This window comes from Kitasatospora sp. NPDC088264 (assembly GCF_040685715.1).
Classification (GTDB): domain Bacteria; phylum Actinomycetota; class Actinomycetes; order Streptomycetales; family Streptomycetaceae; genus Kitasatospora.
The window spans coordinates 8,883-33,917 of sequence record NZ_JBFBIR010000026.1 but is presented as its reverse complement, the minus strand read 5'-3'; the positions used below and the strand labels follow the sequence as shown (position 1 = coordinate 33,917).

At 77.2% G+C, this 25,035-nt stretch carries 7 protein-coding genes; all 7 read left to right on the top strand.

Annotation, left to right across the window (positions count from 1 at the left end; all coding sequences use genetic code 11):
- The first annotated feature begins 109 nt into the window (after window positions 1–109).
- The 7 genes from asnB (at window position 110) to AB0O82_RS20985 (ending at window position 24,987) form a co-directional block, all read left to right on the top strand.
- On the top strand, window positions 110–1,993 hold the full coding sequence (asnB, locus tag AB0O82_RS21015) for an asparagine synthase (glutamine-hydrolyzing) (protein ID WP_363585488.1): 1,884 nt from the start codon (window positions 110–112) through the stop codon (window positions 1,991–1,993).
- Window positions 1,990–2,733, top strand: a complete 744-nt coding sequence (locus AB0O82_RS21010; RefSeq protein WP_331745473.1) for an aspartate/glutamate racemase family protein — start codon at window positions 1,990–1,992, stop codon at window positions 2,731–2,733. Before asnB ends, AB0O82_RS21010 begins: the two co-directional genes overlap by 4 nt.
- The gene (locus AB0O82_RS21005) at window positions 2,730–4,517 is read left to right on the top strand and encodes a non-ribosomal peptide synthetase (RefSeq protein WP_363585487.1); all 1,788 of its coding nucleotides are present in this window, start codon (window positions 2,730–2,732) and stop codon (window positions 4,515–4,517) included. The genes AB0O82_RS21010 and AB0O82_RS21005 overlap by 4 nt, the downstream gene beginning before the upstream one ends.
- Window positions 4,514–11,005, top strand: a complete 6,492-nt coding sequence (locus AB0O82_RS21000; protein WP_363585486.1) for an amino acid adenylation domain-containing protein — start codon at window positions 4,514–4,516, stop codon at window positions 11,003–11,005. The genes AB0O82_RS21005 and AB0O82_RS21000 overlap by 4 nt, the downstream gene beginning before the upstream one ends.
- 1 nt (window position 11,006) lies before the next feature.
- Window positions 11,007–11,744 (top strand): aspartyl/asparaginyl beta-hydroxylase domain-containing protein, encoded by a 738-nt coding sequence (locus AB0O82_RS20995; RefSeq protein WP_331744769.1) that lies wholly within the window; start codon window positions 11,007–11,009, stop codon window positions 11,742–11,744.
- A 104-nt stretch (window positions 11,745–11,848) separates the two neighbouring features.
- Window positions 11,849–16,321 carry an SDR family NAD(P)-dependent oxidoreductase gene (locus tag AB0O82_RS20990; protein ID WP_363585485.1) on the top strand — a complete coding sequence of 1,491 codons (4,473 nt, stop codon included), beginning with the start codon at window positions 11,849–11,851 and terminating at the stop codon, window positions 16,319–16,321.
- Window positions 16,318–24,987: an amino acid adenylation domain-containing protein gene (locus AB0O82_RS20985; protein WP_363585484.1), complete on the top strand. Its 8,670-nt coding sequence runs from the start codon at window positions 16,318–16,320 to the stop codon at window positions 24,985–24,987. The genes AB0O82_RS20990 and AB0O82_RS20985 overlap by 4 nt, the downstream gene beginning before the upstream one ends.
- The last annotated feature ends 48 nt before the right edge of the window (window positions 24,988–25,035 follow it).

Sequence of the window (25,035 nt, the reverse complement as noted above, 5' to 3'; positions counted from 1 at the left end):
CTCCTCGTCCGGGTTTCTTTCGGATATTTCCAGAGTATTTCGATCGGCGAGTTCCGACGACGAGTTCCGACGACGAGTTCCGAACGCACGACGGGAGAGGGCGGACAGAATGTGCGGAATAACCGGCGTATTCGTCCTGGGCGGCGGTCGCCCGGCCGATGCCGCCGTGGTCCGGGAGATGACGGCGTGCCTGGTGCACCGCGGCCCCGACGACGACGGCCACTACGCCACGGACGGCCTGTGCCTGGGCTTTCGCCGGCTGGCCCTGAACGACCTCGCCGGCGGCAACCAGCCGCACCGCACCGAGGACGGCACCCTGGTCTCGGTCTGCAACGGCGAGATCTACAACCACCGCGAGCTGCGCACCGCGCTGAGCCGCCGCGGCCACCGGTTCCGCACCGAGAACGACACCGAGGTGCTGCTCCACCTGTACCGCGAGTACGGCGAGGACCTGACGGCCCACCTGGACGGCCAGTTCGGCTTCGCGCTGCACGACGGGACCGCACAGCGGCTGCTGCTCGCCCGCGACCGGGCCGGCATCGTCCCGCTCTTCTACACCGTCGCCGACGGCCAGCTGATCTTCGCCTCCGAGATCAAGGCGATCCTGCGCCACCCGGCCGTCAGCGCCCGGGTCGACCTGCGCGGCCTCGACCAGGTGCTGACGCTGCCCGGACTGGTCAGCCCGCGCACCATGTTCGAGGGCATCAGCGCCCTGCGCCCCGGCGAGCGGCTGATCGCCGACCGCTCCGGCGTGCGCACCGAACGGTACTGGGACCTCGACTTCCCGCTCGCCGCCGACCTCGACCCGGTGGCCCCCGAGGCCCTGGACCGGGAGCTGGAGCGGTACGCCCACCGCACCGCCGAACTGCTCGACGGGGCCGTGCGCAGCCGGCTGCTCGCGGACGTGCCGATCGGCATGTACCTCAGCGGCGGCCTCGACTCCAGCCTGATCGGCGCCCTGATGGCCCGGGCCCGGCCCGGCCACGCCTGGCCCAGCTTCTCCGTCACCTTCCCCGGCCGCGACTTCGACGAGGGCCCGCACCAGCGGCTGGTCGCCGCCAAGCTGGGCACCGAGCACCACGAAGTCCCGGTCGGCGAGCACGAGGTGGCCGAGCGGATCACCGCGATGGTGCGCCACGCCGAGGCACCCGTGCGCGAGTCGTACAACGTCTGCTCGCTGGCGCTGTCCGAGGCCGTCCGCGCCGCCGGGACGGTCGGCGCGCTCAGCGGCGAGGGCGCCGACGAGCTGTTCGGCGGCTACCCCGGCTACCGCTTCGACGCCACCGGGCTCGGCGGCAGCCGGCTCACCGGCCTGGACGCCCGGCTGGAGCGCGAGATCCGCGAACGGATGTGGGGCGTCGACCTCGGCTACGAGCAGGACCAGCTGCCCGCCCAGGAGTTCCGCCGCGAGCTGTACGCCGAGGACCTGGCTTACGGGCTGGACGAGTTCTCCGTCACCAACCAGCGCCTGGTCGACCCCGAGCGGCTGTCCGGGCGCCACCCGCTGCACCAGCGCTCCTACCTCGACTACCACCTGCGGCTCGCCGACCACCTGCTCGGCGACCACGGCGACCGGATGGCCCTGGCCAACGGCGTCGAGCTGCGCTTCCCCTTCCTGGCGAACGCGGTGGTCGACCACGCCACCACGCTGCCACCGGAGTTGATGCTCGCCCACGGCCGGGAGAAGGCCGTGCTGCGCCGGGCGGCCGAGGGGCTGGTGCCCGGCGAGGTGCTCAGCCGGCAGAAGTACGGATTCCGCGGCCAGACCAGCAGCCACCTGCTGAGCACCGGCGCCGACTGGTTCGAGGAGCTGGTCTCCCCCGCGACCGTCCGCCGCCAGGGCTACTTCGACCCGGACACCGTCGCCGCCCTGACGCAGCGTCAGCGCGGCGACGGCCAGCAGGTGCACGCCCACCTGGACACCGACTACCTGATGCTCGTCGCGACCTTCGCCCTCTTCGTCGAGGAGTTCGATCTGCCGTGCCTGGGATGACCGCCACAGCCGCCGGGCCGATCGCCGACCCCGGCACCCGCCCGCGCCACCCGCTGGTCGGGGTGGTCGGCGGCATGGGCCCGCTGGCCTCCGTCGAACTTCTGCGCACCGTCTACCGGGCCTGCCGGCTCCACCCCGAGCAGGACACCCCGCGGGTGCTGCTCTGGTCCGACCCGGCCGTGGTGGACCGCACCGAGGCCATCGGCAGCGGCGAACTCGACGAGCTGCGCCGCGCCGTGGAGTCCTCGCTGCGCGGCCTGCTGGCCGCCGGCGCGGAACGCGTGGTGATCGCCTGCATCACCGCCCACCACGTGCTCGGCGACCTGCCGGCCGACCTCGCGGCGCGCTGCGTCTCGCTGGTCGACGTGGTGCACGAGGAACTGGCCGCGGCCGGCGAACCGCACCTGCTGCTCTGCTCCTCCGGCACCGCCCGGGCCGGCATCCTCACCTCGGGCGCCGCCGGGGCCCGGGCCGCTGGCCAGCTGGTGGCGCTGCGCCCACCGGACCAGGAGGCGCTGCACCGGGAGATCCACCGCCTCAAGCGCGGCGAGGACCCGGCCCGCACCATCGACTTCCTGCGCGAGACCCTGCCCCGCTACGGCGTGCGGGCCTTCGTCGCCGCCTGCACCGAGCTGCACCTGGTCACCAGGGCGATCGAGGACGCCGGTCTGAGCGAGGCCCTGCCCTCCCTCGACCCGCTGACGGTCGTGGCCCACCGGATCATGAACGGAGAGTTGTGAGCCACACGAGCATCCTCGACCGCTGGGCCGACCAGGTCGAGCGCCGAGCCGCCGCCCCCGCCCTCGCCACCGCCGAGCGGGTCTGGAGCCACCAGGAGCTGGCCGGGCTGGCCGCCGGCCTGCGCGACCGCCTCGCCACCGGCACCGGCCCGGTCCTGGTTGCCTGCGCGGACCCCGTCCCGGTGGTCGCGGCGATCCTCGCCTGCGCCGCCACCGGCCGCCCGTTCGCCCCGGTGGACACCCGCCAGCCCGCCGCCCGCTGGACGGCCCTGCTGGAGGACCTCCGGCCGGGCACCGTGCTCGCCGACGCCGCCGGCCGCTCCGCGCTGGCCGCCGCCGGGCCGGGCCCGACCGTCGCCGGGCAGCACCTGGCCGTCGCCGGACAGGGCGAACTGCCGCTGCTCGCCGCCGAGTCGATCACCCCGCTGCCCTGGGCGGCCGACGACTGGACCGGCATCAGCGGCCCCGACGCCGGCTACGTCTACTTCACCTCGGGCACCACCGGCCGCCCCAAGGGCATCCGGGGCAGCTTCGAGGCGGTCGCGCACTTCCTGGACTGGGAGATCGCCGAGTTCGGCATCGACCCGGGCACCCGGATCTCCATGCTCACCTCCCCCGGCTTCGACGCCTTCCTGCGCGACGCCCTCGTCCCGCTGTGCGCCGGCGGCACCGCCGTGCTCCCGGCGCCCGGCGCCATCCCCGTCGGCGCGGCCCTGGCCCGCTGGCTGACCGAGCAGCAGGTCGACCTGCTGCACTGCGTGCCCACCGTGTTCCGCACCCTGCGCGCCGCCGGGCTGGCCGCCGACTCCCTGCCGCGGCTGCGCAGCGTGCTGATGGCCGGGGAGCCGGTCCGCCCCGCCGACATCGCCTGGTGGCGGGGCCTGTTCGGGGACGGCAAGGAACTGGTCAACCTCTACGGGCCGTCCGAGACCACCATGACCAAGGTCTTCCGCCGGCTCACCGCCGAGGACGCCGAGGCCGAGACCGTCCCGGCCGGCCGGCCGATGCCCGGGGTCGAGATCGCGGTGCTGTTCGGCGGACGCCCGGTGGTGGACGCGATCGGCGAGATCGAGATCCACACCCCGTTCCCGCTGCGCGGCTACCTGGGCGACGCGGCCGGCGGCTTCGTCGCACCGGACCGGTACCGCACCGGCGACCTCGGCCGCCTCGGCGCCGACGGCACCCTGGAGGTCCTGGGCCGCCGCGACCAGCAGGTCAAGGTGAACGGCGCCCGGGTCGAACTCGGCGAGATCGAGGACCTGCTGCGCCGCCACCCCGCGGTGGCGGACGTCTGCGCCGCCCTGGTCGAGGAGGCCGACGGCGAACCGGTGCTCTGCGCCTACCTGGTCGCCGACGGCGCCACCGACGAGGAACTGCGCGCGCACGCCGCCGAGGGCCTGCCCGCCCCCGCCCGCCCCGCCCTGTACCTGCGGCTCGCCGCGATCCCGCGCACCCTCAGCGGCAAGGCCGACCGGCGGGCGCTGCCCAGCCCGGCCGCCGCCCTGGCCGGGCGCACCGGCGAACAGCCGCTGGACGGCCTGGAGGCCGGCATCGCCGAGCTGTGGCGCGAGCTGCTGCACGTGCCCGCCGTCGGCCGGCACGACGACTTCGCCCTGCTCGGCGGGGACTCGCTGGGCATCGCCCGCCTGCTGGACGGGCTGCGCACCCGCTTCGGCGTCGAGGTGCCGCTGCGGGTGTACGTCGGCGACCCGACCGTCGCCGGGCTGGCCGCGGCCGTCGCCGCCGGCCGCGCGGACGCCTCGCCGGAGGGCGGCCGCCGATGAGCCGCGACACCTCCCTGCCGCTGCGCGGCGACCGCGCCCGCGCGCCGCTGTCCTACGCCCAGCGGTCCATCTGGCGGGCCGAGCAGGTGCTGCCCGGCACCGCCCTGCACAACGAGAGCGCCGCCTTCCACGTCAGCGGCCCGCTGGACGTGGCCGCCCTGGAACGGGCGCTGGCCGCCGTCGCCCGGCGGCACGAGGTGGTGCGCTGCGCCGTCACCGCCGACGGGGCGGGCGAGCCGTGGCAGCTGTTCGCCGACCGGGTCCGCCCCGCCGTCGAGACCGTCGACCTGACCGGCGTCCCCGAGGGCGAGCGCGCGGACCGGCTCGCCGAGCTCACCGCCCGCGCCGTGGCCGTGCCCTTCGACCTGGCCCGGCCCCCGCTGATGCGCACCCAGCTGTTCCTGCTGGGCGGGGACCGCTCGCTGCTGCTGTTCACCGCCCACCACATCGTGGTCGACGCCTGGGGCTTCGGCGTCTTCCTGGAGTCGCTGGCCGCCTGCTACGCCGCCGAACTCGGCGGCGAGGCCCCGGACCCGGACCCGGCCCAGGAACCGGCCGCCGGACCCGACTTCGGCGACTTCGCCGCCTGGCAGCGCGGCGACGACAGCGACACCAGCCACGCCGGCGGAATCGATCACTGGCAGACCCGGCTGGGCGGCGAACTGCCCACCGCCGACCTGCCGTCCGACGTCGGCCCCGGCGGCGACCCGGCGGCCGGCGCGCTGCACCACTTCACCGTCCCCGCCGACCTGGCCGCCCGGCTCAGCGCCTTCGGCCGGGGCGAACTGGCCAGCCTGTCCACCGTGCTGCTCACCGCCTTCTGCGCCACCGCCGCCCGCTGGACGGGCCAGGACGACCTGGTGGTCGGCATGCCGGTGGCGACCCGCGGCCGCACCGCGCTGGCCGGCGTCGTCGGACCGCTGCTCAACCTCGTCGCCCACCGCAGCGACCTCGGCGGCGAGCCGAGCTTCCGGCAGGCCCTGGCCCGCACCCGCCGGCACCTGAAGGCCGACCTGCGCCACCGCGACACCCCCTTCGACCTGGTCCTGGAGCGGCTGGGCCGGGCCGCGGGCGGGCGCACGCCGCTGTTCCAGCTGATGTACTCCTTCCACAGCGGCCCCACCACCACCCTGGAGCTGCCCGGCGTCACCACCGCCCCGGCGCCCTCGCACAGCGGCACGGCCAAGTACGACCTGACCTTCTTCCTGCGCCCGCGCCCCTCGGGCGCGCTGGACGCGACGCTGGAGTACCGCACGGCGCTGCTCGCCCCCGAGACGGCGGCCGACTTCGCGGACTCGCTGCTGTGCCTGCTGGAGGCCGCCGCAGCCGACCCGGACCGGCCGCTGGCCGAGCTTCCGGTGCTCTCCGAAGGCCGGCGCCGGCGCGTCCTGGTGGACTTCAACCGGGCGCCCGACGCCGAGCGCGCCTGGGCCACCGTGCCCGAGGCGCTGCGCGAACTCGCCCGGCAGGACGGCGCCGCACCGGCCGTCGAGTCACCCGGCCGCGCGTTCAACCGGGCCGCGGCCGACGCGGCCGCCGACCTGGTCGCCCGCCGGCTGGTGGCCCGGTACGGCGTGGCGCCCGGCGACCGGGTGGCCCTGCGCGTCGAGCGCGGCGCGCAGCTGGTGCCGCTGATCGTCGGCATCTGGCGGGCCGGGGCCGTGCTGGTCCCGCTGGACGAGGCCATGCCCGCCGCGCGGGCCGAGCACGTGCTCGCCGACAGCGGCGCCCGCCTGCTGATCGGCGACCCCGCCGAGGGGCTGCCCGCCGCCGACCCGGCCGCGCTGCTCGACGAGGGCCCGGACGCCGGGACCGGGCAGCCGCTGCCCGGCGCCGGCCCCGAGGACCTCGCGTACCTGATGTACACCTCGGGCTCCACCGGGCTGCCCAAGGGCGTGGCGGTGCCGCACGGCTGCGTCGCCAACCTGCTGCACAGCGTGGTCCGCGCCGAGCCGGGACTGCGGGCCGACGACACCCTGCTCGCCGTCACCTCGATCACCTTCGACATCTCCGTCCTGGAGCTGTTCGCCCCGCTGCTGGCCGGCGGCCGGGTCGTGGTCGCCCCGCGCGAGAGCGTCCGCGACGCCGAGGCGCTGGGCGCGCTGCTGGAGCGCAGCGGCGCCACCGTCATGCAGGCCACGCCCTCGCTCTGGCGCGGGCTGCTGGACGGCGGCTGGGCGGGCCGGCCCGGACTGCGGGCGCTGTGCGGCGGCGAGGCCCTGGACGCCGACCTCGCGGATCGGCTGCTGGCTCGCTGCGCCGGGCTGTGGAACCTGTACGGGCCGACCGAGACGACCATCTGGTCCACCGTCGGGCGGGTGCTGCCCGGCGAGGGCGTCACGGTGGGGCGCCCGGTGGCCGGCACCGTCTGCTACGTCCTGGACCGGCGGCTGCGGCCGGTGCCGCGCGGGGCCGTCGGCGAGCTGGTGATCGGCGGGGCCGGCGTGAGCGCCGGGTACCGCAACCGCCCGGAGCTGACCGCCGCCGCCTTCGTGGCCGACCCGGTCGACCCGGCCGGCGGCACCGTCTACCGCACCGGCGACCTGGCCCGCCACCTGCCGGACGGCCGGATCGTCGTGCTCGGCCGGGCCGACCAGCAGGTGAAGATCCTCGGTCACCGCATCGAGGTCGGCGAGGTGGAGTCCCTGCTCGCCGCCCACCCCGAGGTCCGCCAGGCGGCGGTGGTCGTGGACCGGGGGCAGCCCGCCGGGCCCCGGCTGGTCGCCTTCGTCACCGCCCGCACCGGGGACGACGGGCTGCCCGACCGCCTGCGCCGGCACCTGCGCGAGCGGCTGCCCGCCGCCGCCGTCCCCGGGGTGATCGCCCCGCTGCCCGCGCTGCCGCTCAACACCAGCGGCAAGGTGGACCGGCCGGCGCTGCTGCTGCGCGCCGGGGAGCTCACCGCCGCCCGGCGCAGCGCACCGGTCACCGAGGCCGAGCGGGCCGCCGTCGCGCTCTGGGCGGAGGTCCTGGGCCTGCCGCCCGAGCGGGTCGGCACCACCGACGACTTCTTCGCCGCCGGCGGCAACTCCATCGCCGCGACCCGGCTGCTCGGCCGGGTCCGGGCCCGCTTCGGCGCCGCGCCCTCGCTCGCCGAGTTCTACACCGACCCCACCCCCGCCTCCCTGGCGCGGGTGCGGCCCGCCGCCCCGGCGCCCGCCGTCCGGACGGCCGGGCCGGCCCCGGACGCCGTCCCGATGACCGACCAGCAGCGCCAGCTGTGGCTGCTGCACCGCCTGGCCCCCGACTCGCCCGCCTACCACCTGCCCGCCGCGCTCGACCTGACCGGCCCGGTGGACGAGGCGGCCCTGACCGGGGCACTCGCCGACCTGACCGCCCGGCACCCGGTGCTCGCCGCCTGCTGCGAGCTGCGCGAGGACGGCCCGGTGCTGGTCCTCGCGCCGCCCGCCGCACCGGCCCTGGCCGTCCTGGACGCGGCGCCCGAGGAGGTGCCCGAGCTGGCCCGGGCGGAGGCGGTGCGCCCCTTCGACCTGGCCGGTGAGCCGCCGCTGCGGCTCACCCTGGTGCGCACCGGCCCCGAGCGCTCGGTGCTGCTGTGCACCGCGCACCACCTCGCGGTCGACGGCTGGTCGATCGGCGTGGCCGTGCGCGAGCTGGCCGCGCTGTACGCCGCCCGCCTCGGGCTGGCCGAGCCGCCGCCCGCGCTCGACCTGGACTTCGCCGGCTACGCGGCCGACTGCGCCGACGAGGCGGGCCTGAGGCTGCGCCAGGAACACCTGGAGTACTGGCTGAAGCGGCTCGACGGGCACCCCGGCGTGCTCGACCTGCCCGCCGACGCACCGACCCGGGCGCGGCCGACGGGAGCCGGCGAGACCCTGCCGGTGGCGCTCGCCCCGGAGCTGACGGCCGCGCTGCGCGAGGGCGCCGCCCGGCTGCGCACCACGCCCTTCACCCTGCTGCTCGCCGTGTACGCGGCGCTGCTGGGCCGCTACGCGGGCAGCGACGACGTGCTGGTGGGCGTGCCCGTCGCCAACCGCGACCGGCCCGAACTGGAGTCGCTGGTCGGCTCGTTGGCCAACACCCTGCCGGTGCGCGTGGACCTGGCCGGGGCGCCGTCCTTCGCCGAGCTCGCCGCCCGCACCGGGCGGGCGCTGGCGGGCGACCTCGGCCGTCCGCTGGTCGCCTTCGACCGGCTGGTGGCCGGCCTCGGCCTGCCCCGCGACCCGGGCCGCCCGACCCTGGTCCAGGCCTCGCTGGTGTTCCAGGACGCGCCGCCGGCCGACGTCCGGCTGGGCGCGGCCGCCGGCGTGCTGCGCCAGGTCCCCACCGGGGCGGCCAAGTACGACCTGACCCTGGCCCTGGACGAGCGCGCCGACCGGATCGCCGGCGCCCTGGAGTACGCCACGGACCGCTTCGGCCCGCAGTTCGCGGACCGCTTCGCCCGGCACTTCCACGTCCTGCTGCGGGCCGCCCTGGCCTCGCCGCAGGCCCCCCTCGACGCCGTCGAGCTCACCGACCCCGCTCTGCCCGCCCCGCGCCCGGCCCGCCCCGCGGGCGAGGCGCGCGCCGGGCACGCCGTCTCGGTGTCCGAGCTGTTCCGGGCCCGGGCCACCGCCCGTCCGGACGCCCCCGCGATCCGGGCCGAGGGCGTGACGGTCGGCTACCGGCAGCTCGACGTCTGGAGCGACCGGATCGCGTCCCGGCTGCTGGAGCGCGGCGCCGCCCCCGGCCGGTTCGTCTCGGTGCTGCTGCCCGCCGGCCCGGTGCAGAGCGCCGCGATCCTCGGCGTCGCCAAGACCGGGGCCGCCTTCGCGGTGCTCGACCCGGCCGACCCGGACGCCCGCCTGACCGCGCTGCTGGCCGACGCCGAACCGGTGTGCCTGCTGGCCGCCGAGAGCACGCTCGCCCTGCACCCCGAACTGCGGGAAGGCGTCGGGCACTTCGCCGGTATCCCGGTCGAGGCCGTCGACCCGCGGGTGCCGGCCGCCGACGAGCCCGCGGGCCCCGCCCCGGCCGCCTCACCCGCCGGCCCCGGCGACCCGCTCTGCCTGGTCTACACCTCCGGCTCCACCGGCACGCCCAAGGGCATCGCCCTGCCGCACGCGGCGCTCGCCCAGTTCGCCCACTGGCAGCGCGAGCACTTCGGCATCCGGTCGGACAGCCGGATCGCCCAGTGGGCCCCGTTCACCTACGACGCCGCGTACACCGAGGTGTTCGCCGCGCTCTGCTCGGGCGCGGTGCTCTGCCTGCCGCCGCAGGGGCTGCGCCGCGACCCGCTCGCGGTGGCCGGGTGGCTGCGGGCCGAGCGGATCACCCAGATCCAGACCGTCCCGGCCTTCTTCCAACTGGTCACCGAGGCGCTGGACGCCACCGGATCGCACCTGCCGGACCTCGCCCACGTGCTGATGGCCGGCGAGGTGCTCCCGGTGGCCCTGGCCGCCGCCTGGGCGCACCGTCCCGACCGGCCGCGGCTGCACAACCTCTACGGGCCCACCGAGTGCGTGCTGGCGACGCACCGCGAGCTGGCGCCGGGCGAGGAGTTCCCGGCCGGGGTACCGATCGGCAGCCCGATCCCGGGCCGCGAGGCGGTGGTCCTGGACCGCCGGGGCCGGCTCTGCCCGGTCGGCGTGGTCGGCGAGATCCACCTGCGCAGCGACTTCCTGGCCGGCTCGTACCACCGCAGGCCCGAGGAGAGCGCCCGGGCGTACGTCGCCGACCCCTGGCAGGCCGGGGGCCGGCTGTACCGCACCGGGGACCTGGGCCGCCGCCTCCCGGACGGCGAGCTGGCGTTCGTCGGCCGGATCGGCAGCCAGCTGAAGATCCGCGGCAACCGGATCGAGCTGGAGGAGATCGAGGCGCTGCTGGAGCTGCACCCCGGGGTCCGCGAAGCGGCCGCCGCCGCGCACGGCCAGGGCGGGGCCCGCCGACTGGTCGGCTACGCGGTCGCGGCGCCCGGGGTCACCGGCGCCGAGCTGCGGGCGCACCTGGCCGAGCGGCTCCCGGCGGCGGTCGTGCCGGACACCGTGCTGCTGCTGGACGCGCTGCCCAGGACGCGCACCAACAAGCGGGACCGGGCCCGGCTGCCGCTGCCCGGGGCCGCCGCCCGGCCCGCCGACGCCGCCCCGCTGGCCGGGGTCGAGCAGCTCGTCGCCGACGCCTGGCGCCAGTTGCTGGGCGGCGGCCCGGTCGGCCGGCACACCAACTTCTTCGAGGCCGGCGGCGACTCGCTGCTGGCCGCCCGGCTCCAGCTGGAGCTGGCCCGCCGCCTGGAGCGGCCGGTCCGGCTGGTGGACGTCTTCGGGCGGCCCACCATCGCCGAGTTCGCGGCCGGCCTCACCGAGGGCGCCGCCCCGGACGGCCGGGCCGCCGCCGAGACCGCCGAGCCGCGCGGCGAACGCCGCCAGAGCGCCGTCCGGGCCCGCGCCAGGGCCCGCCGCGAGGCCCGGGACCGGGCCGAGGGCCCGGCCGCCGACCAGCACACACCGGCCGGGCCGACGACCCGGACCGCACCGACAGGGAGGGACTGACATGGACGTTCAGGGCGTGATGACGGAGCTGCACGGCATCCTCGGCACCGAGGGGCTGGAGCGGGTCGAGGAGTGCCTGCGCATCCTCACCGGCGAACAGGCCCCGGAGTACCTGCACGACGACCAGGAGCCGACCCGGCTGTTCTTCCCCGGGATCAGCGCCCTGCCCTGGCACGACACCGCCGAACTGCCCTGGGTGGCCCGGATGGAGGAGGCGTACGACCGGATCAAGGCCGAGTTCCTGGAGCTGCGCGCCGAGCAGGCCCGCTTCGCCCCGTACGAGGACCTGTACACCAAGGAGCTCGGCTGGCAGGGCTGGGACACCTACCAGCTGTACCGCAACGGCAGCTGGCGCGACGAGGTCCTGGAGCGCTGCCCCGAGACCCACGCCGCCGTCTCGGCGAGCCCGCACGGGCCGCGCGACGGCATGTTCACCATCCTCAACCCCGGCGTGCACATCACCCCGCACACCGGCGGCGTGAACCTGCTGCTGACCGCGCACCTGCCGCTGATCGTGCCGCCCGGCTGCGCCATCAAGGTCGGCGACGACGAGCGGGGCTGGGAGGAGGGCAAGGTGATCCTCTTCGACGACAGCTTCATCCACGAGGCCTGGAACAAGGGCACCCAGCAGCGCGCCGTCCTGCTCTGGGACGTCTGGCACCCGGAGCTGACGCCCGTCGAGGTCCGGGCCCTGGAGTTCCTGATGCCCCGTTTCCAGCGCTACCTCATGGCGGTCTGAGCCGCACGGCGGCCCTGAACCCCATGGCGGTCTGAGCCCCGGCCGCGTACCCGGTCCTGCCCGCCCCGCCGCGCGCGGAGCCCACCTCACCCACGGAGAACACCTTGAACGCACAGCCGGTCATTCCCGACGAGGCCGAGACCGACGGCCGGGTCGCCGTCGTCGGCCTCTCGGGCCGCTTCCCCGGAGCCGATTCCGTCGACGCGCTGTGGGAGCTGCTGGCCTCCGGCACCGAGGCGATCAGCCGGTTCGGCCCCGAGGAGCTGCGGGCCGCCGGGGTGCCGGACGGCGAGGCCGGCAAGCCCGGGTACGTGGCCGCCAAGGGCGTGCTGGCGGATGTCGCCGGCTTCGACTCCCAGCTGTTCGGCTACAACGCGCTGGAGGCCTCGGTCATCGACCCGCAGCAGCGGATCTTCCTCGAATGCGCCTGGGAGGCGCTGGAGGACGCCGGCTGCGACCCCGACCGGGCGCGCGGGCCGATCGCGGTCTACGCCGGGTCGCTGCTGAGCACCTACCTGATCCACAACCTGCTGCCGCGCACCGACCTGCGGGACTCCCTCGGCGTGCCGATGCTCTTCCAGGGCAACCAGCCCGACCAGCTGGCCCCCCGCGCCGCGTACAAGCTCAACCTGCGCGGCCCGGCGGTCAGCGTGCAGACCGCCTGCTCGACCTCGCTGGTCGCGGTGCACCTCGCGGTGCAGAGCCTGCTGTCCGAGGAGTGCGACCTCGCGCTCGCCGGCGGCGTCACCGTCACCGTGCCGCACCGCTCCGGCTACCTGCCGGTGCCCGGCGGCATCGAGTCCCCGGACGGGCACTGCCGGCCCTTCGGCGCCGAGGCGGCCGGCACGGTCTTCGGCAACGGCGCGGGCGTCGTGGTGCTCAAGCGCCTCGCCGACGCGCTCGCCGACGGCGACCGGGTGCACGCCGTCATCCTCGGCTCGGCCGTCAACAACGACGGCGCGAACAAGGCGGGTTACACCGCCCCGGGGGTCGCCGGCCAGACCGCCGTGATCCGCGAGGCGCTGTCCGTCGCGGGCGTCGCCCCGGACAGCATCGGCTACGTCGAGGCGCACGGCACCGGCACCCCGATCGGCGACCCGATCGAGGTCGAGGCGCTCACCGCCGCCTTCCGCGCCGAGCAGGACGCCGACGACAGGTCCGCCACCGGCTGGTGCGGCCTGGGCTCGGTCAAGTCCAACCTCGGCCACCTGGACACCGCCGCCGGCGTCACCGGCCTGATCAAGGCCATCCTGACGGTGCGCGGCGGCCGGATCCCGGCGAGCCTGCACGCCGAAGCCGTCAACCCCGAACTCGGCCTCGCCGACAGCCCGTTCTTCGTCCCGGCCGGCCTCACCGACTGGCCGGTCGCCGACGGCCCGCGCCGGGCCGCCGTCAGCGCCTTCGGCATCGGCGGCACCAACGCGCACGTGATCCTGGAGCAGGCCCCCGAGCCGGCCCCGCGCGAGGCCGCCGCACCGGGCGCCGTCCCCGTCGCCCTGCCGCTGTCGGCCCGCACCGCCGCCGCGCTGGACGCCGCCGCCGAGCGGCTCGCCGACGACCTCGCCGCCCACCCGGACCGCCCGCTGGCCGACGTCGCCCGCACCCTGCGCACCGGCCGCCGCCAGCTGGTCCAGCGCCGCGTCGTGGTCGCGGACGACACCGCCGCCGCCGTGGCCGCGCTGCGCGGCGCCGGCCGCCGGGAGTCGGTCCGGGCCCGCGCCGGGCAGGGCGCCGCCCCCGTCGCCTTCCTGCTGCCCGGCCAGGGCGCGCAGTACCCGGGCATGGCCCTGGGCCTGCACCGGGCGCACCCGGTCTTCCGGGCCGCCCTGGACGAGGCCGCCGACCTGCTGCGCCCGCACCTGGGCCTCGACCTGGTCGAGCTGCTGCGCGGCGGCGACGCCGACCTGCTGCGCCGCAGCTCCGTCACCCAGCCCGCCGTGCTGGCGGTCGGCCACGCCACGGCCGCGCTGTGGCGGCACTGGGGCGTGCGCCCGGCGGCGCTGCTGGGCCACAGCCTCGGCGAGTACACCGCGGCGCTGCTCTCCGGCGTCCTCGACCTGCCCGAGGCGCTCGCCCTGGTCGCCGCCCGCGGCCGGCTGATGGAGCAGACCGCGCCCGGCGCGATGCTGGCCGTCCCGCTGGACGAGGCGGCCGCGGCCGACCTCGCCGCCGCGCACGGCCTGGACCTCGCCGCCGTCAACGGACCGGGCGCCTCGGTGCTGTCCGGCAGCGCCGAGGCCGTCGAGCGGGCCGCCGCCGAGCTGGGCGAGCGGGGCCTGCGCGCCCTGCGCCTGCCGGTGGAGCGGGCGTTCCACAGCGCCCTGTGCGCGCCCGCCGCCGAGCAGTTCGCGGCCGAGCTCGCCAAGGTCACGCTGCACGAGCCCACCGTGCCGTTCCTGTCCAACCTCACCGGTGACTGGATCACCCCGGAGCAGGCCACCGACCCCGGTTACTGGGTGCGCCAGATGCTCGCCCCGGTGCGCTTCCACGACGGGCTCACCCGCCTGGCGGCGCTCGACGAGCGGATGGTGCTGGTGGAGACCGGCCCCGGCAGCGTGCTGACCGACCTGGCCCGCGCGGCCGCTGAGGGCACCGCCGGGCCGCGGCTCGCCCTGCCGCCGCTGCCCACCCGCGGGCGGCGCGGCGCCGAGGACGAGCCCGGCAGCGCCGTCCTCGCGCTCGGCAGCCTGTGGGCGCACGGCGCCGCCGTGGACTGGGAGCCCGTCGACGCCGACGCCCGCCCCGCCGACCTGCCCGGCTACCCGTTCGAGCGGCTCCCGCACTGGATCGAGCCCGCCGTCCCCGGCCGGGCGCCCGCCACCGCGCTGCCCGCCGCGGACCTCGACGCCGTCCACGCGACCGTCGACTGGCGCCCGCTCGGCGAGAGCGCCGGGGACGACCCGCTGGCCGGCCGCCGCCAGACCTGGCTGGTCCTGCTGGACCGGGCCGCCGCCGCCCAGCCCCTGGTCGAGCTGCTGACCGCGCGCGGCCAGATCGTCACCACCGTCCAGCCCGGCCCGGCCTACCGCCGGGTGCGCCGCGGCGTCTACGAGCTCGACCCCTCCGACCCGGCCCAGTACGCGAAGCTGCTGGCCGACCTGCGCGGCCTGGTCCGCACGCCCACCGCCGTCCTGTACGCCTGGGGCCTGGACGAGACGCCGGACGAGACCGCCGGCTACTTCGGCCTGGTCCACCTCGCCCGGGCGATGTCCGCCGAGAGCGTGCTGAACGAGGTCCGGCTCGGCGTCGTGACCGCCGGGGCCTTCCCGGCCGCCCCCGGCGAGCAGCCCCGGCCCGCCGCGGCCCTGCTCAGCGGCCCGGTCCAGGTGCTCGGCGAGGAGTACCGCAACCTGCGCTGCACCCAGGTCGACCTCGCCGTCGGCGCCGCGCTCGACGAGGCCGCCGCCGACGCGGTGGTGCGCGCCGTGCTCACCGGCCCTGCCCGGCTGCTCGCCCTGCGCGAGGGCGCCCTGCTCACCCGCACGGTCGAGCCCGCCGAGCGCCCCGTCCCGACCGCCCCGGCCCGGGTGCGGGCCGGCAGCACCTGGCTGCTCACCGGCGGCCTCGGCGGGATCGGCCTGACCCTCGCCCGGGCCCTGGCCCGGGCCGGCGCCGCCCGGCTCGTCCTGCTCGGCCGCGGCGCCGCCGACGAGGCCGTGCTCGCCACAGTGCGCGAGAGCGGCGCCGAGGTGCTGGCCGTCCAGGCCGACGTCACCGACGCCGAATCGCTGGACCGGGCGCTGGAACAGGCCCGTTCGGCCTTCGGCCGGATCGACGGCGTCGTCCACGCGGCCGGCGTGCCCGGCGGCGGCTCCATCGAGCTGCGCTCCGACGACAGCATGCGCACGGTCCTCGCCCCGAAGACCGCCGGCCTGCGCCACCTGCTCGCCGCGCTGCGGCCCGGGGAGGCCGAGGTGCTGGTGCTCTGCTCCTCGCTCGCCACCCTGATCCCGACCTACGGCCAGGCCGACTACGCGGCCGCCAACGCCTACCTCGCCGCCGTCGCGGAGGCCGAGGCCGCGCGCGGCGAGCGCCACGCGGTGGCCGTCGACTGGGACATGTGGGCCGGCGTCGGCATGGCCAGCCGGGCCGAGGTCCCCGAGGCCCTGCGGGCCTTCCAGGCCGACATGCTGGCCGGCGCGCTCACCCCCGAGCAGGGCGCCCGCGCCTTCGCCGCCCTGCTGGAGGGCCCGCCCGGACGGGCCGTGGTGGCCCGGGCCGGCGCCGCGATCGCGGACGGCACGCTGCGCACCTCCGCCGCCCCGGCCGCCGAGGCCCCCCGGACGGCGGCCCTGCCCCGCCCCGAGCTCGCCACGCCGTACACCGCCCCGGCCACCCCGACCGAGGAGCGCCTGGCCGAGATCTACGCCGAACTGCTCGGCCTCGACCGGGTCGGGGTGGACGACGACTTCCTGGAGCTCGGCGGGCACTCGCTGCTGGCCGCCCAGATCGCGGCCCGGCTGCGGGCCGAGTTCGAGGTCGACGTCCCCGCCCGGGTCTTCTTCGAGGGCGGCCGCGTCGCCGACCTCGCCACCGAGATCGAAGACCGCATCCTCGCCGACCTGGAGAACCAGTGACCAACCCCGCAGGCCGCCGCGAGGACCGCCTCGCCCGGCTCACCCCCGAGCAGCGCGCCGCCTTCGAGGCGCGCGCCCGGGGCCGCGCAGGCACCACCCCGGCCGCCACGGCCGGCCCCGCCGCCACCGCCCCCGCCGTGCCGCCGCGCGACCCGGCGCTGCCGGCGCCGCTGTCCTTCGGCCAGGAGCGGCTCTGGTTCCTGGAGCAGCTCACCCCCGGGCTCGGGGTGTTCAACGAGTACGTGGGCCTGCGCCTGAGCGGCCCGCTGGACGTCGCCGCGCTGGAGGCCGCGCTGGACGGCCTGGTGGAGCGGCACGAGGCGCTGCGCACCGTCATCGCCGCCGGCCAGGACGGCCCGGTGCAGCGGGTGCTGGAGCGCACCGCCCCGGTGCTGCGGGTGGTCGAGCCGGCCGGCGGCGAGGCCGGCTGGAGCGAGGCCGAGGAGCGCGCGCTGGCCGAGCGAGAGGCGGCCCTGCCGTTCGACCTGGAGCACGGCCCGCTGCTGCGCGCCCTGCTGATCCGCTCCGCGCCCGAGCGCGCCCTGCTGGTCGTGGTCAACCACCACCTGGTCGGCGACGCCTGGTCCCGCGCAGTGCTCGTGGAGGAGCTCTGCGCCCGCTACCGGGCCTTCCGCGAGGGCGGCCCGGCCCCCGAGCCGCTCGCCGTGCAGTACGCCGACTGGGCGCAGTGGCAGCGCCGCGAACTCACCGACACCGCGCTGGCCGAGCCGCTCGGCTACTGGCGCGAGCGGCTGGAGGGCGCCCCGCACGTCCTGGAGCTGACCACCGACCGGCCCCGGCCGGCCGTGCCCGGCCACCGGGGCGGCCGGGTGCACTTCACCCTGGACGCCGCCACCACCGAGGCCGTGGAGGGCGCGGCCCGGGCGGCCCGGGCCACCCCGTTCATGGTCACGCTGGCCGCCTGGCAAGCCGTCCTGATGCGCCACTCCGGCCAGCAGGACGTCGTGGTCGGCGTGCCCACCGCGGGCCGCGACCGGCCCGAACTCGCCGGGCTCGTCGGCATGTTCGTCAACAGCCTGGTGCTGCGCTCGGACCTCTCCGGCGACCCGACCTTCGGCGAACTGCTCGGCCGGGTGCGGGAGACCTCGCTCGGCGCGCTGGCCCACGCCCAGGTGCCCTTCGAGCGCCTGGTCCGCGAGCTGCGCCCGGACCGCGACCTCAGCCACGCCCCGCTCTACCAGGTGCAGTTCGGCTACCGCAACGTCCCCGCCCCCGACATCGCCCTGCCCGGCGTCACGGTCGAGCTGGTCGAGCTGGACAACGGCCTGTGTCGCACCGACCTGAGCCTGGAACTCGCCCGTGACGGCGAACTCACGGCAGGCGTCTGCGAGTTCAGCGGCGACCTGTTCGACGACGACACCGTGCGCACGCTGACCGAGGCGCTTCAGCGGGTGCTGGCCCGCGGCGCCGCCGACCCCGGACTGCGGCTCTCCGAACTGCTCGCGCTCACCCCCGTCGAGCAGGCCCTGCTGGCCTCGGCCGGCGACGGCCCGGCGCTGCCCGCGGACGCGCCGGACGTCGTGACGGCCTTCGCCGAGGCCGTGCGCACCCGCCCGGACGCCGAGGCCGTGCTGCCCGGCGGCCGCCCGGAGCTGGCCCTCACCTTCGCCCGACTGGACGCCCGGGTCGACGAGTTGCTCGCCCGCCTCCAGGCCGCCGGGGTGCGCCCCGGCGACCGGGTCGGCCTGTGCCTGCGCCGCGGCACCGACCTGCCCGCCGCCATGCTCGCCGTGCTCCGGGCCGGCGCCGCCTACCTGCCGCTCGACCCGGACTACCCGGCGGCCCGGCTGCGCCACGTGGTCGAGGACGCCGAGCCCGCCGTGGTCGTGGTGCACGCCGCGACCCGGGACGCCGCGCCCGCCGGCGCCCCGCTGCTCGACCTCGACGCCCCGGCCGAGTCCGCCGGACCCGCGCCCACAGCCGCACCCGTGGATCCGGACTCCCCCGCGTACGTCATCCACACCTCCGGCTCGACCGGCCGCCCCAAGGGCGTCGTCGTGCTGCGCCGCAACCTCACCGCCTTCCTGGCGGCGATGGACCGCGTGCTGGCGGACGACGGGGAGCCCGCCACCTGGCTGGCCGTCACCAGCGTCTCCTTCGACATCTCCGTCCTGGAACTGCTCTGGACGCTCAGCCGGGGCCACCGCGTCGTGGTCAACCCCGACCCCGGCACGGCGGCCCCCACCCCGGCCGCACCGGCCTCGCAGGACGCCCCGGCCGTCCCCGAGTTCAGCCTCTTCTACTTCGCCAGCGACACCGCCGGCGCCGAGCCCGGCCCCGACCAGTACCGGCTGCTGCTGGACGGCGCCCGCTTCGCCGACACCAACGGCTTCTCCGCCGTCTGGCTGCCCGAGCGGCACTTCCACGCCTTCGGCGGGCCGTTCCCGGCCCCCTCGGTGCTGGCCGCCGCGATCGCCCAGGCCACCCAGCGGATCGGGATCCGGGCCGGCAGCGTGGTGCTGCCGCTGCACCACCCCGTCCGGGTCGCCGAGGAGTGGTCGGTCGTCGACAACCTGTCCGGCGGGCGGGTCGGGCTCTCCTTCGCCTCGGGCTGGCACGCGGACGACTTCGTCCTCGCCAAGGACGCCTACCAGGACCGCCAGGCGCTCACCGTCAGCGGGATCGAGCAGGTGCGCCGGCTGTGGCGCGGCGAGCGGCTCCCCTTCGAGGGGCCCGGCGGCCGCACCGTCGACGTCCAGGTGCTGCCCCGCCCCGTCCAGGCCGAGCTGCCGTACTGGCTCACCTCCTCGGGCAACCCCGAGACCTGCCGGACGGCCGGCCGGGTCGGCGCCCGGCTGCTGACCCACCTGCTGGGCCAGAGCGTCGAGGAACTCGGCGAGAAGATCGCCCTCTACCGGGAGGCCTGGCACGAGGCCGGCCACCCGGGCGAGCCGCACGTGACCCTGATGCTGCACAGCTACGTCGGCGCGGACGCCGCCGACGTCCGGGCGCACGCCTGGCAGCCGTTCCGCGACTACCTGCGCAGCTCGGTCGGCCTGATCGAGAACCTGGCCCGCGGCCTCGGCATGGACGTGCGCAGCAACGACTTCACCGCGGAGGACCAGGAGGCCCTGCTCGACCACGCCTGCGCCCGCTACCTGGGCCACGGCTCGCTGATCGGCACCGCCGAGGAGTGCCTGCCGCTGGTGCACCGGCTGGCCGCGGCCGGCGTGGACGAGATCGGCTGCCTGGTCGACTTCGGCGTCGACACCGACGTCGCGCTGGCCGCCCTGCCCCGGCTGGCCGAGCTGCGCCGCACCGCGGCCGCCGCACCGGCCGCCCTCGCGGTCGCGGCCGACACCGAGCTGACGGCGCTGGTGCGCGCCCACGGCGTCACCCACCTGCAGTGCACCCCCTCGCGGGCCCGCACCCTGCTCGACGAGGCCGACCCGCAGGCCCTGCGCGGCCTGCGGCAGCTGCTGCTCGGCGGCGAGGCCCTCGACGCCGAGCTGGTGCGCCGGCTGGCCGAGCACCTCGGCGGCCCGATCCGCAACATGTACGGGCCGACCGAGACGACCGTCTGGTCCACCACCGCCGTGGTCGACCCGGCCGAGGGCCTGGTCACCATCGGCGGCCCGATCGCCGGCACCACCGTGCGCGTCCTCGACCCGTACGGGCGGCGGGTGCCCGTCGGCGTGCCGGGCGAACTCCTGATCGGCGGCGCCGGGGTGACGGCCGGCTACCTCGGGCTGCCCCGGCTCACCGACGAACGCTTCGTCGCCGACCCCGAGGCGACCGACCCCGCCTCGGCAAGCCCCGGGTCGGCCGGCTCCGAGTCGGCCGGCCCGGGCTCGGCCGACCCCGCCGCCCGGCTGTACCGCACCGGCGACCTCGTCCGCACCCTGCCCGACGGCCGCCTCCAGTACCTCTCGCGCAACGACCACCAGGTCAAGATCCGCGGCTTCCGGATCGAGACCGGCGAGGTCGAGGCCGCGCTCACCGCGCTGCCCGGCATCCGCCAGTGCGTGGTCACCGCCTACGGCCTGGGCACCGCCCGGGCCGCGCTGGCCGCCTACCTGGTGCCCGAGGACCCGGCCGCGCCGCCCGCCCCGGCCGAGCTGCGGGCCGCCCTGGCCGGGCAGCTGCCGGGCTTCCTGATCCCGTCCCGGTTCATCCCGCTCGACGCGCTGCCGCTCACCGGCAACGGCAAGGTCGACCGCGCGGCGCTGCCCGCCCCCGAGACCGTCCCCGCCGCCGGCCGCGACCGCACCGCGCCCGCCACGCCGACCGAGGAGCGGATCGCCGCGATCTGGCGCGAGGCCCTGACGCTCGACGAGGTCGGCACCGAGGAGGACTTCTTCGAGCTCGGCGGCCACTCCCTGCTGGCCGCCCGCATGGTCGCCGGGATCCGCCGCGACCTGGACGTCCAGCTGCCGCTGCGCACCCTGTTCGACTCGCCGACCGTCGCCGCCCTCGCCCGGGCCGTGGACGCGCTGGGCGCCGACGGGGCCACCGCGGCGCCCGCCCAACCGGTCGAGCTGCTGCCCGACCCGGCCCACCGCCACGAGCCCTTCCCGCTGACGGACGTGCAGCGCGCGTACTGGATCGGCCGCAGCGGCGCCGTCGGCGGCGACGTCGCCTGCCACCTCTACCTCGAAGTGGACGTCGCCGACGTCGACCCGCTGCGCCTCCAGGACGCCTGGCAGGCCCTGGTGCGGCGGCACGACGCGCTGCGCCTGGTCTTCGCCGAGGACGGCACCCAGCGCATCCTGCCCGAGGTGCCCGCGTACCAGCTGGCCGTCGAGGACCTGCGCGGGCTGCCGGAGCCCGAGCGGGCCGCCGCCCTCGCCGGGACCCGCGCCCGGATGTCGCACCAGGTGCTGCCCGCCGACACCTGGCCGCTGTTCGAGCTGCACGCCAGCCGGACCGAGGGCACCGACGCCCGGCTGCACCTGAGCATCGACACCCTGATCGCCGACGGCGGCAGCGTGCAGATCCTGCTGCGCGAGCTGCTGGCGATCTACCAGGGCTCGCTCGACCCGCGCCCGATGGAGCTCTCGTTCCGCGACTACGTGCTGGCCGAGCGGACCCGCCGCGAGGGCCCCGCGCTGCAGCGCGACCTCGACTACTGGCACGGCCGCCTGGAGACCCTGCCGCCCGCCCCCGCGCTGCCGCTGGCGCGGCGTCCCGAGGAGCTGACGCAGACCAGGTTCCACCGCCGCGAGGCGCACCTGCCCGCCGAGCTGTGGGAGCGGCTGAAGAGCCGGGCCGCCGCCGGCCGGGTCACGCCCTCGGCGCTCGCCCTGGCCGCCTACGCCACCGTGCTCGGCACCTGGGCGGCGGCCGACCGCTTCACCCTCAACCTGACGCTGTTCAACCGCGTCGGCGACCACCCCGACCTGGCCGCCATGGTCGGCGACTTCACCGCGCTCAGCCTCTTCGAGGTGGACGGCGCGACCGCCGGCTCCTTCGCCGAGCGGGCCCGCCGGCTCCAGGACCGGCTCTGGGAGGACCTGGACCACCAGCTGGTCAGCGGCGTGCGGGTCGGCGGCGACCTGGCCCGCCGACGCGGGGTGGCCGACGCCGCCATGCCGGTCGTCTTCACCAGCGAGCTCGGCGCCGGCGAGGTCGGCGGCAGCCGGGTGCTGCGGGAGCTCGGCGCCAAGGTCGCCCACACCATCACCCAGACCCCCCAGGTCTGGCTGGACCACCAGATCTCCGAGGACGAGGGCCGGCTGCGGCTGACCTGGGACGCCGTCGAGGAGCTCTTCCCCGAGGACCTGCTCGACGCGATGTTCGAGGCCTACACCGGCCTGCTCACCGCCCTCGCCGAGCGGCCCGACGCCTGGACGGACCCGTACCTGGCCGCCCTGCCCGCCGCCCACGCCGAGGCCTACCGCGCGCTCAACGCCACGGACGGCCCGCGGCCCGACGGTCTGCTGCACGAGCCGTTCCTCGCCCAGGCGCGCACCGCCCCCGAGCGGACCGCCGTGGTCTCCGCCACCGGCACCGTGACCTACGGCGAGCTGGAGCGCGCCTCCGCCGCCGTGGCCCACGCGCTGCGCGGGGCCGGCGTCGGCCCCGGCGACCTGGTCGGCGTGCGCGCCGACCGGGGCTGGGAGCAGGTCGCGGCCGCGATCGGCGTGATCCGGGCCGGCGGCGCCTACCTGCCGCTGGACGCCGGACTGCCGGCCGCCCGCGTCGCCCGCTCGCTCGAACACGCCGGCGCCACCGCGCTGCTCGCCCGGGAGTCCTGGGACGCGGCCGGCGCGGTGCCGGCCGGGGTCACCCTGCTGGGCTTCGAACAGGCGCTGGCCGCCCCGGCCGACGCCGAGCCGGCCCCGGCGCCCACCACCCCGGCGGACCTCGCGTACGTCATCTACACCTCGGGCTCCACCGGTGACCCCAAGGGCGTGATGATCGACCACCGCGGCGCGCTCAACACCGTGGTGGACGTCAACGACCGGTTCCGGGTCGGCCCCGCCGACCGCGTCCTCGGCCTCTCCTCGCTCGGCTTCGACCTCTCGGTCTACGACCTGTTCGGCACCCTCGCCGCCGGCGCCGCGCTGGTGCTGGTCGGGCCCGGGGAGGAGCGCGACCCCGCGCGCTGGTCCCGGCTGGTCGCCGAGCACGGCGTCACCGTCTGGAACTCCGTCCCCGCGCTGATGGAGATGCTGCTCGCGTACGCCGGCGGCAACCCGGCCGCCGACCTGGAGTCGCTGCGCCTGGTCATGCTCAGCGGCGACTGGATCCCCGTCGGCATGCCCGACCACGTCCGCGCGCTGTCGCCCAAGGCCGAGGTGATCAGCCTGGGCGGCGCCACCGAGGCGTCGATCTGGTCCGTGCTGCACCCGATCGGCGCGGTCGAGCCGGGCCGCCCGAGCATCCCGTACGGGCGGCCGATGCGGAACCAGGGCATGGTCGTCCTGGACGAGGCCTTCCGGCCGCGCCCGGTCGGCGTCGCCGGCGCCCTGTTCATCACCGGCGTGGGCCTGGCCGTCGGGTACCGCAACGCCCCCGAGCTCACCGCCCGGGCGTTCCCGACCCACCCGGTCACCGGGGAGCGCCTGTACCGCACCGGCGACCTGGCCAGGCTGCTGCCCGACGGCGAGCTGGAGTTCCTCGGCCGGGAGGACTGCCAGGTCAAGGTGCGCGGCATGCGCATCGAGCTGGGCGAGATCGAATCGGCGCTGGTCCGGATGGACGGCGTCCGGGAGGCGGCGGCGCTGGTCGAGGGCAACGGGCTCGGCGCCCGGCTCGCGGCCTTCGTGGTCCGCGAGGCCGCCCGGCCGCAGCCCGCCGCCCCCGCTCCCGCGGCGGCCCCGGCCCTGGACGCCGAGCGGGTCCGCCGGCTGGAGGCGCGCCTGCGCCAGCCCGGCCGCCGCGCCGACCTGGCGGGCCGTGAGGTCCTGCCCTTCGCCCTGCCGACCGACACCCTGGACCTGCGCCGGGCCGCCGCCCTGCGCGGCGCCGCCACCGGGTTCGCCGACGCCCCCGTGCGGCTGGCCGACCTGCACGCGCTGCTGACCGTGCTCGCCCGCCAGGACGAGGACGGCGTGCCCCGGTACGCCTACGGCTCGGCCGGCGGCCTGTACCCGGTGCAGACCTACCTGGCCGTCGCCCCCGGCAGGGTGGCGGGCCTGCCGGCCGGCACCTACTACGTCGACCCGGCCGGGCCGGCGCTGGTCGCCCTCGACGGAGCACCGGGCTCGGCCCGGGCGCTGGACCGGGCGCTCTACAGCGAGGCCAACGGGCCGCTGCTCGACCAGGCCGGCTTCGCCGTCTTCCTGGTCTCCCGGACCGCCGCGATCGCCCCGGTGTACGGCGAACTCGCCGACCGCTTCTGCCTGTTGGAGGCCGGGGCGATGGCGCAGCTGCTGCGCCACCGCGCCGCCGACTGCGCGGTGGCGCTCTGCCCGATCGGCGACGTCTTCCCGGATCCGCTGCGCGAGGCGCTGCGGCTGGAGGAGGGCCAGCGCGTGCTGCACACGCTCGTCGGCGGCCGACCGCTGAACGCGTCCGCCGAGGAGCCCGGCTCCGGCACCGACTGGACGGCCGCGCTGCGCGACGCGCTCGCCGAGCGGCTGCCCGGCTACATGGTTCCGCAGCGGGTGCGGGCGGTCGAGGCGCTGCCGCTGTCCGCCAACGGCAAGGTCGACCGGGCGGCGCTCGCCCGGCTGGGCGCCGCGGTGCCCGCCCCCGCCGTCGTCTCCGCCGTCCCCGTCGCCCCCGCCCTCGCGGCGGCCCCGGCTTCACCGGTGGCGCGAGCGGCGGCGCACGGGCCGAGCGCGCTCGGCGCGATGGAGCGGCTCACCGAGCTGTGGCGGGAGGTGATGGACGGGGCGGAGGTCGGCGTCGACACCAACTTCTTCGAGGCCGGCGCCAACTCCATCCACCTGGTCCGGGTCCAGCGGCGGATCGCCGAGGACTTCGGGCAGGAGCTCTCGGTGGTCGAGATGTTCGACCGGCCGACCATCCGTCACCTGGCCGAGCTGCTGGACCGGCCGGCCGGCGCCCCGGCGCCGCAGGCGGTACCGGCTGCATCGGCACCCGAGCCCGCCTCGGACACGGCCGGACCCGACACCGCTGGACCCGACACCGCCGCATCCGACACCGCGCAGCCCGCCGGCGGCGACCGCCGGCAGCACCACGAACGGCGCCGCGCCGCCCGCCGAGGCGGCTCCGGCACCGGCCCGACCGGCTGACCCCGACGGCCGGCGGCCGACACCCCGCACCCCGTGCCGGGTGTCGGC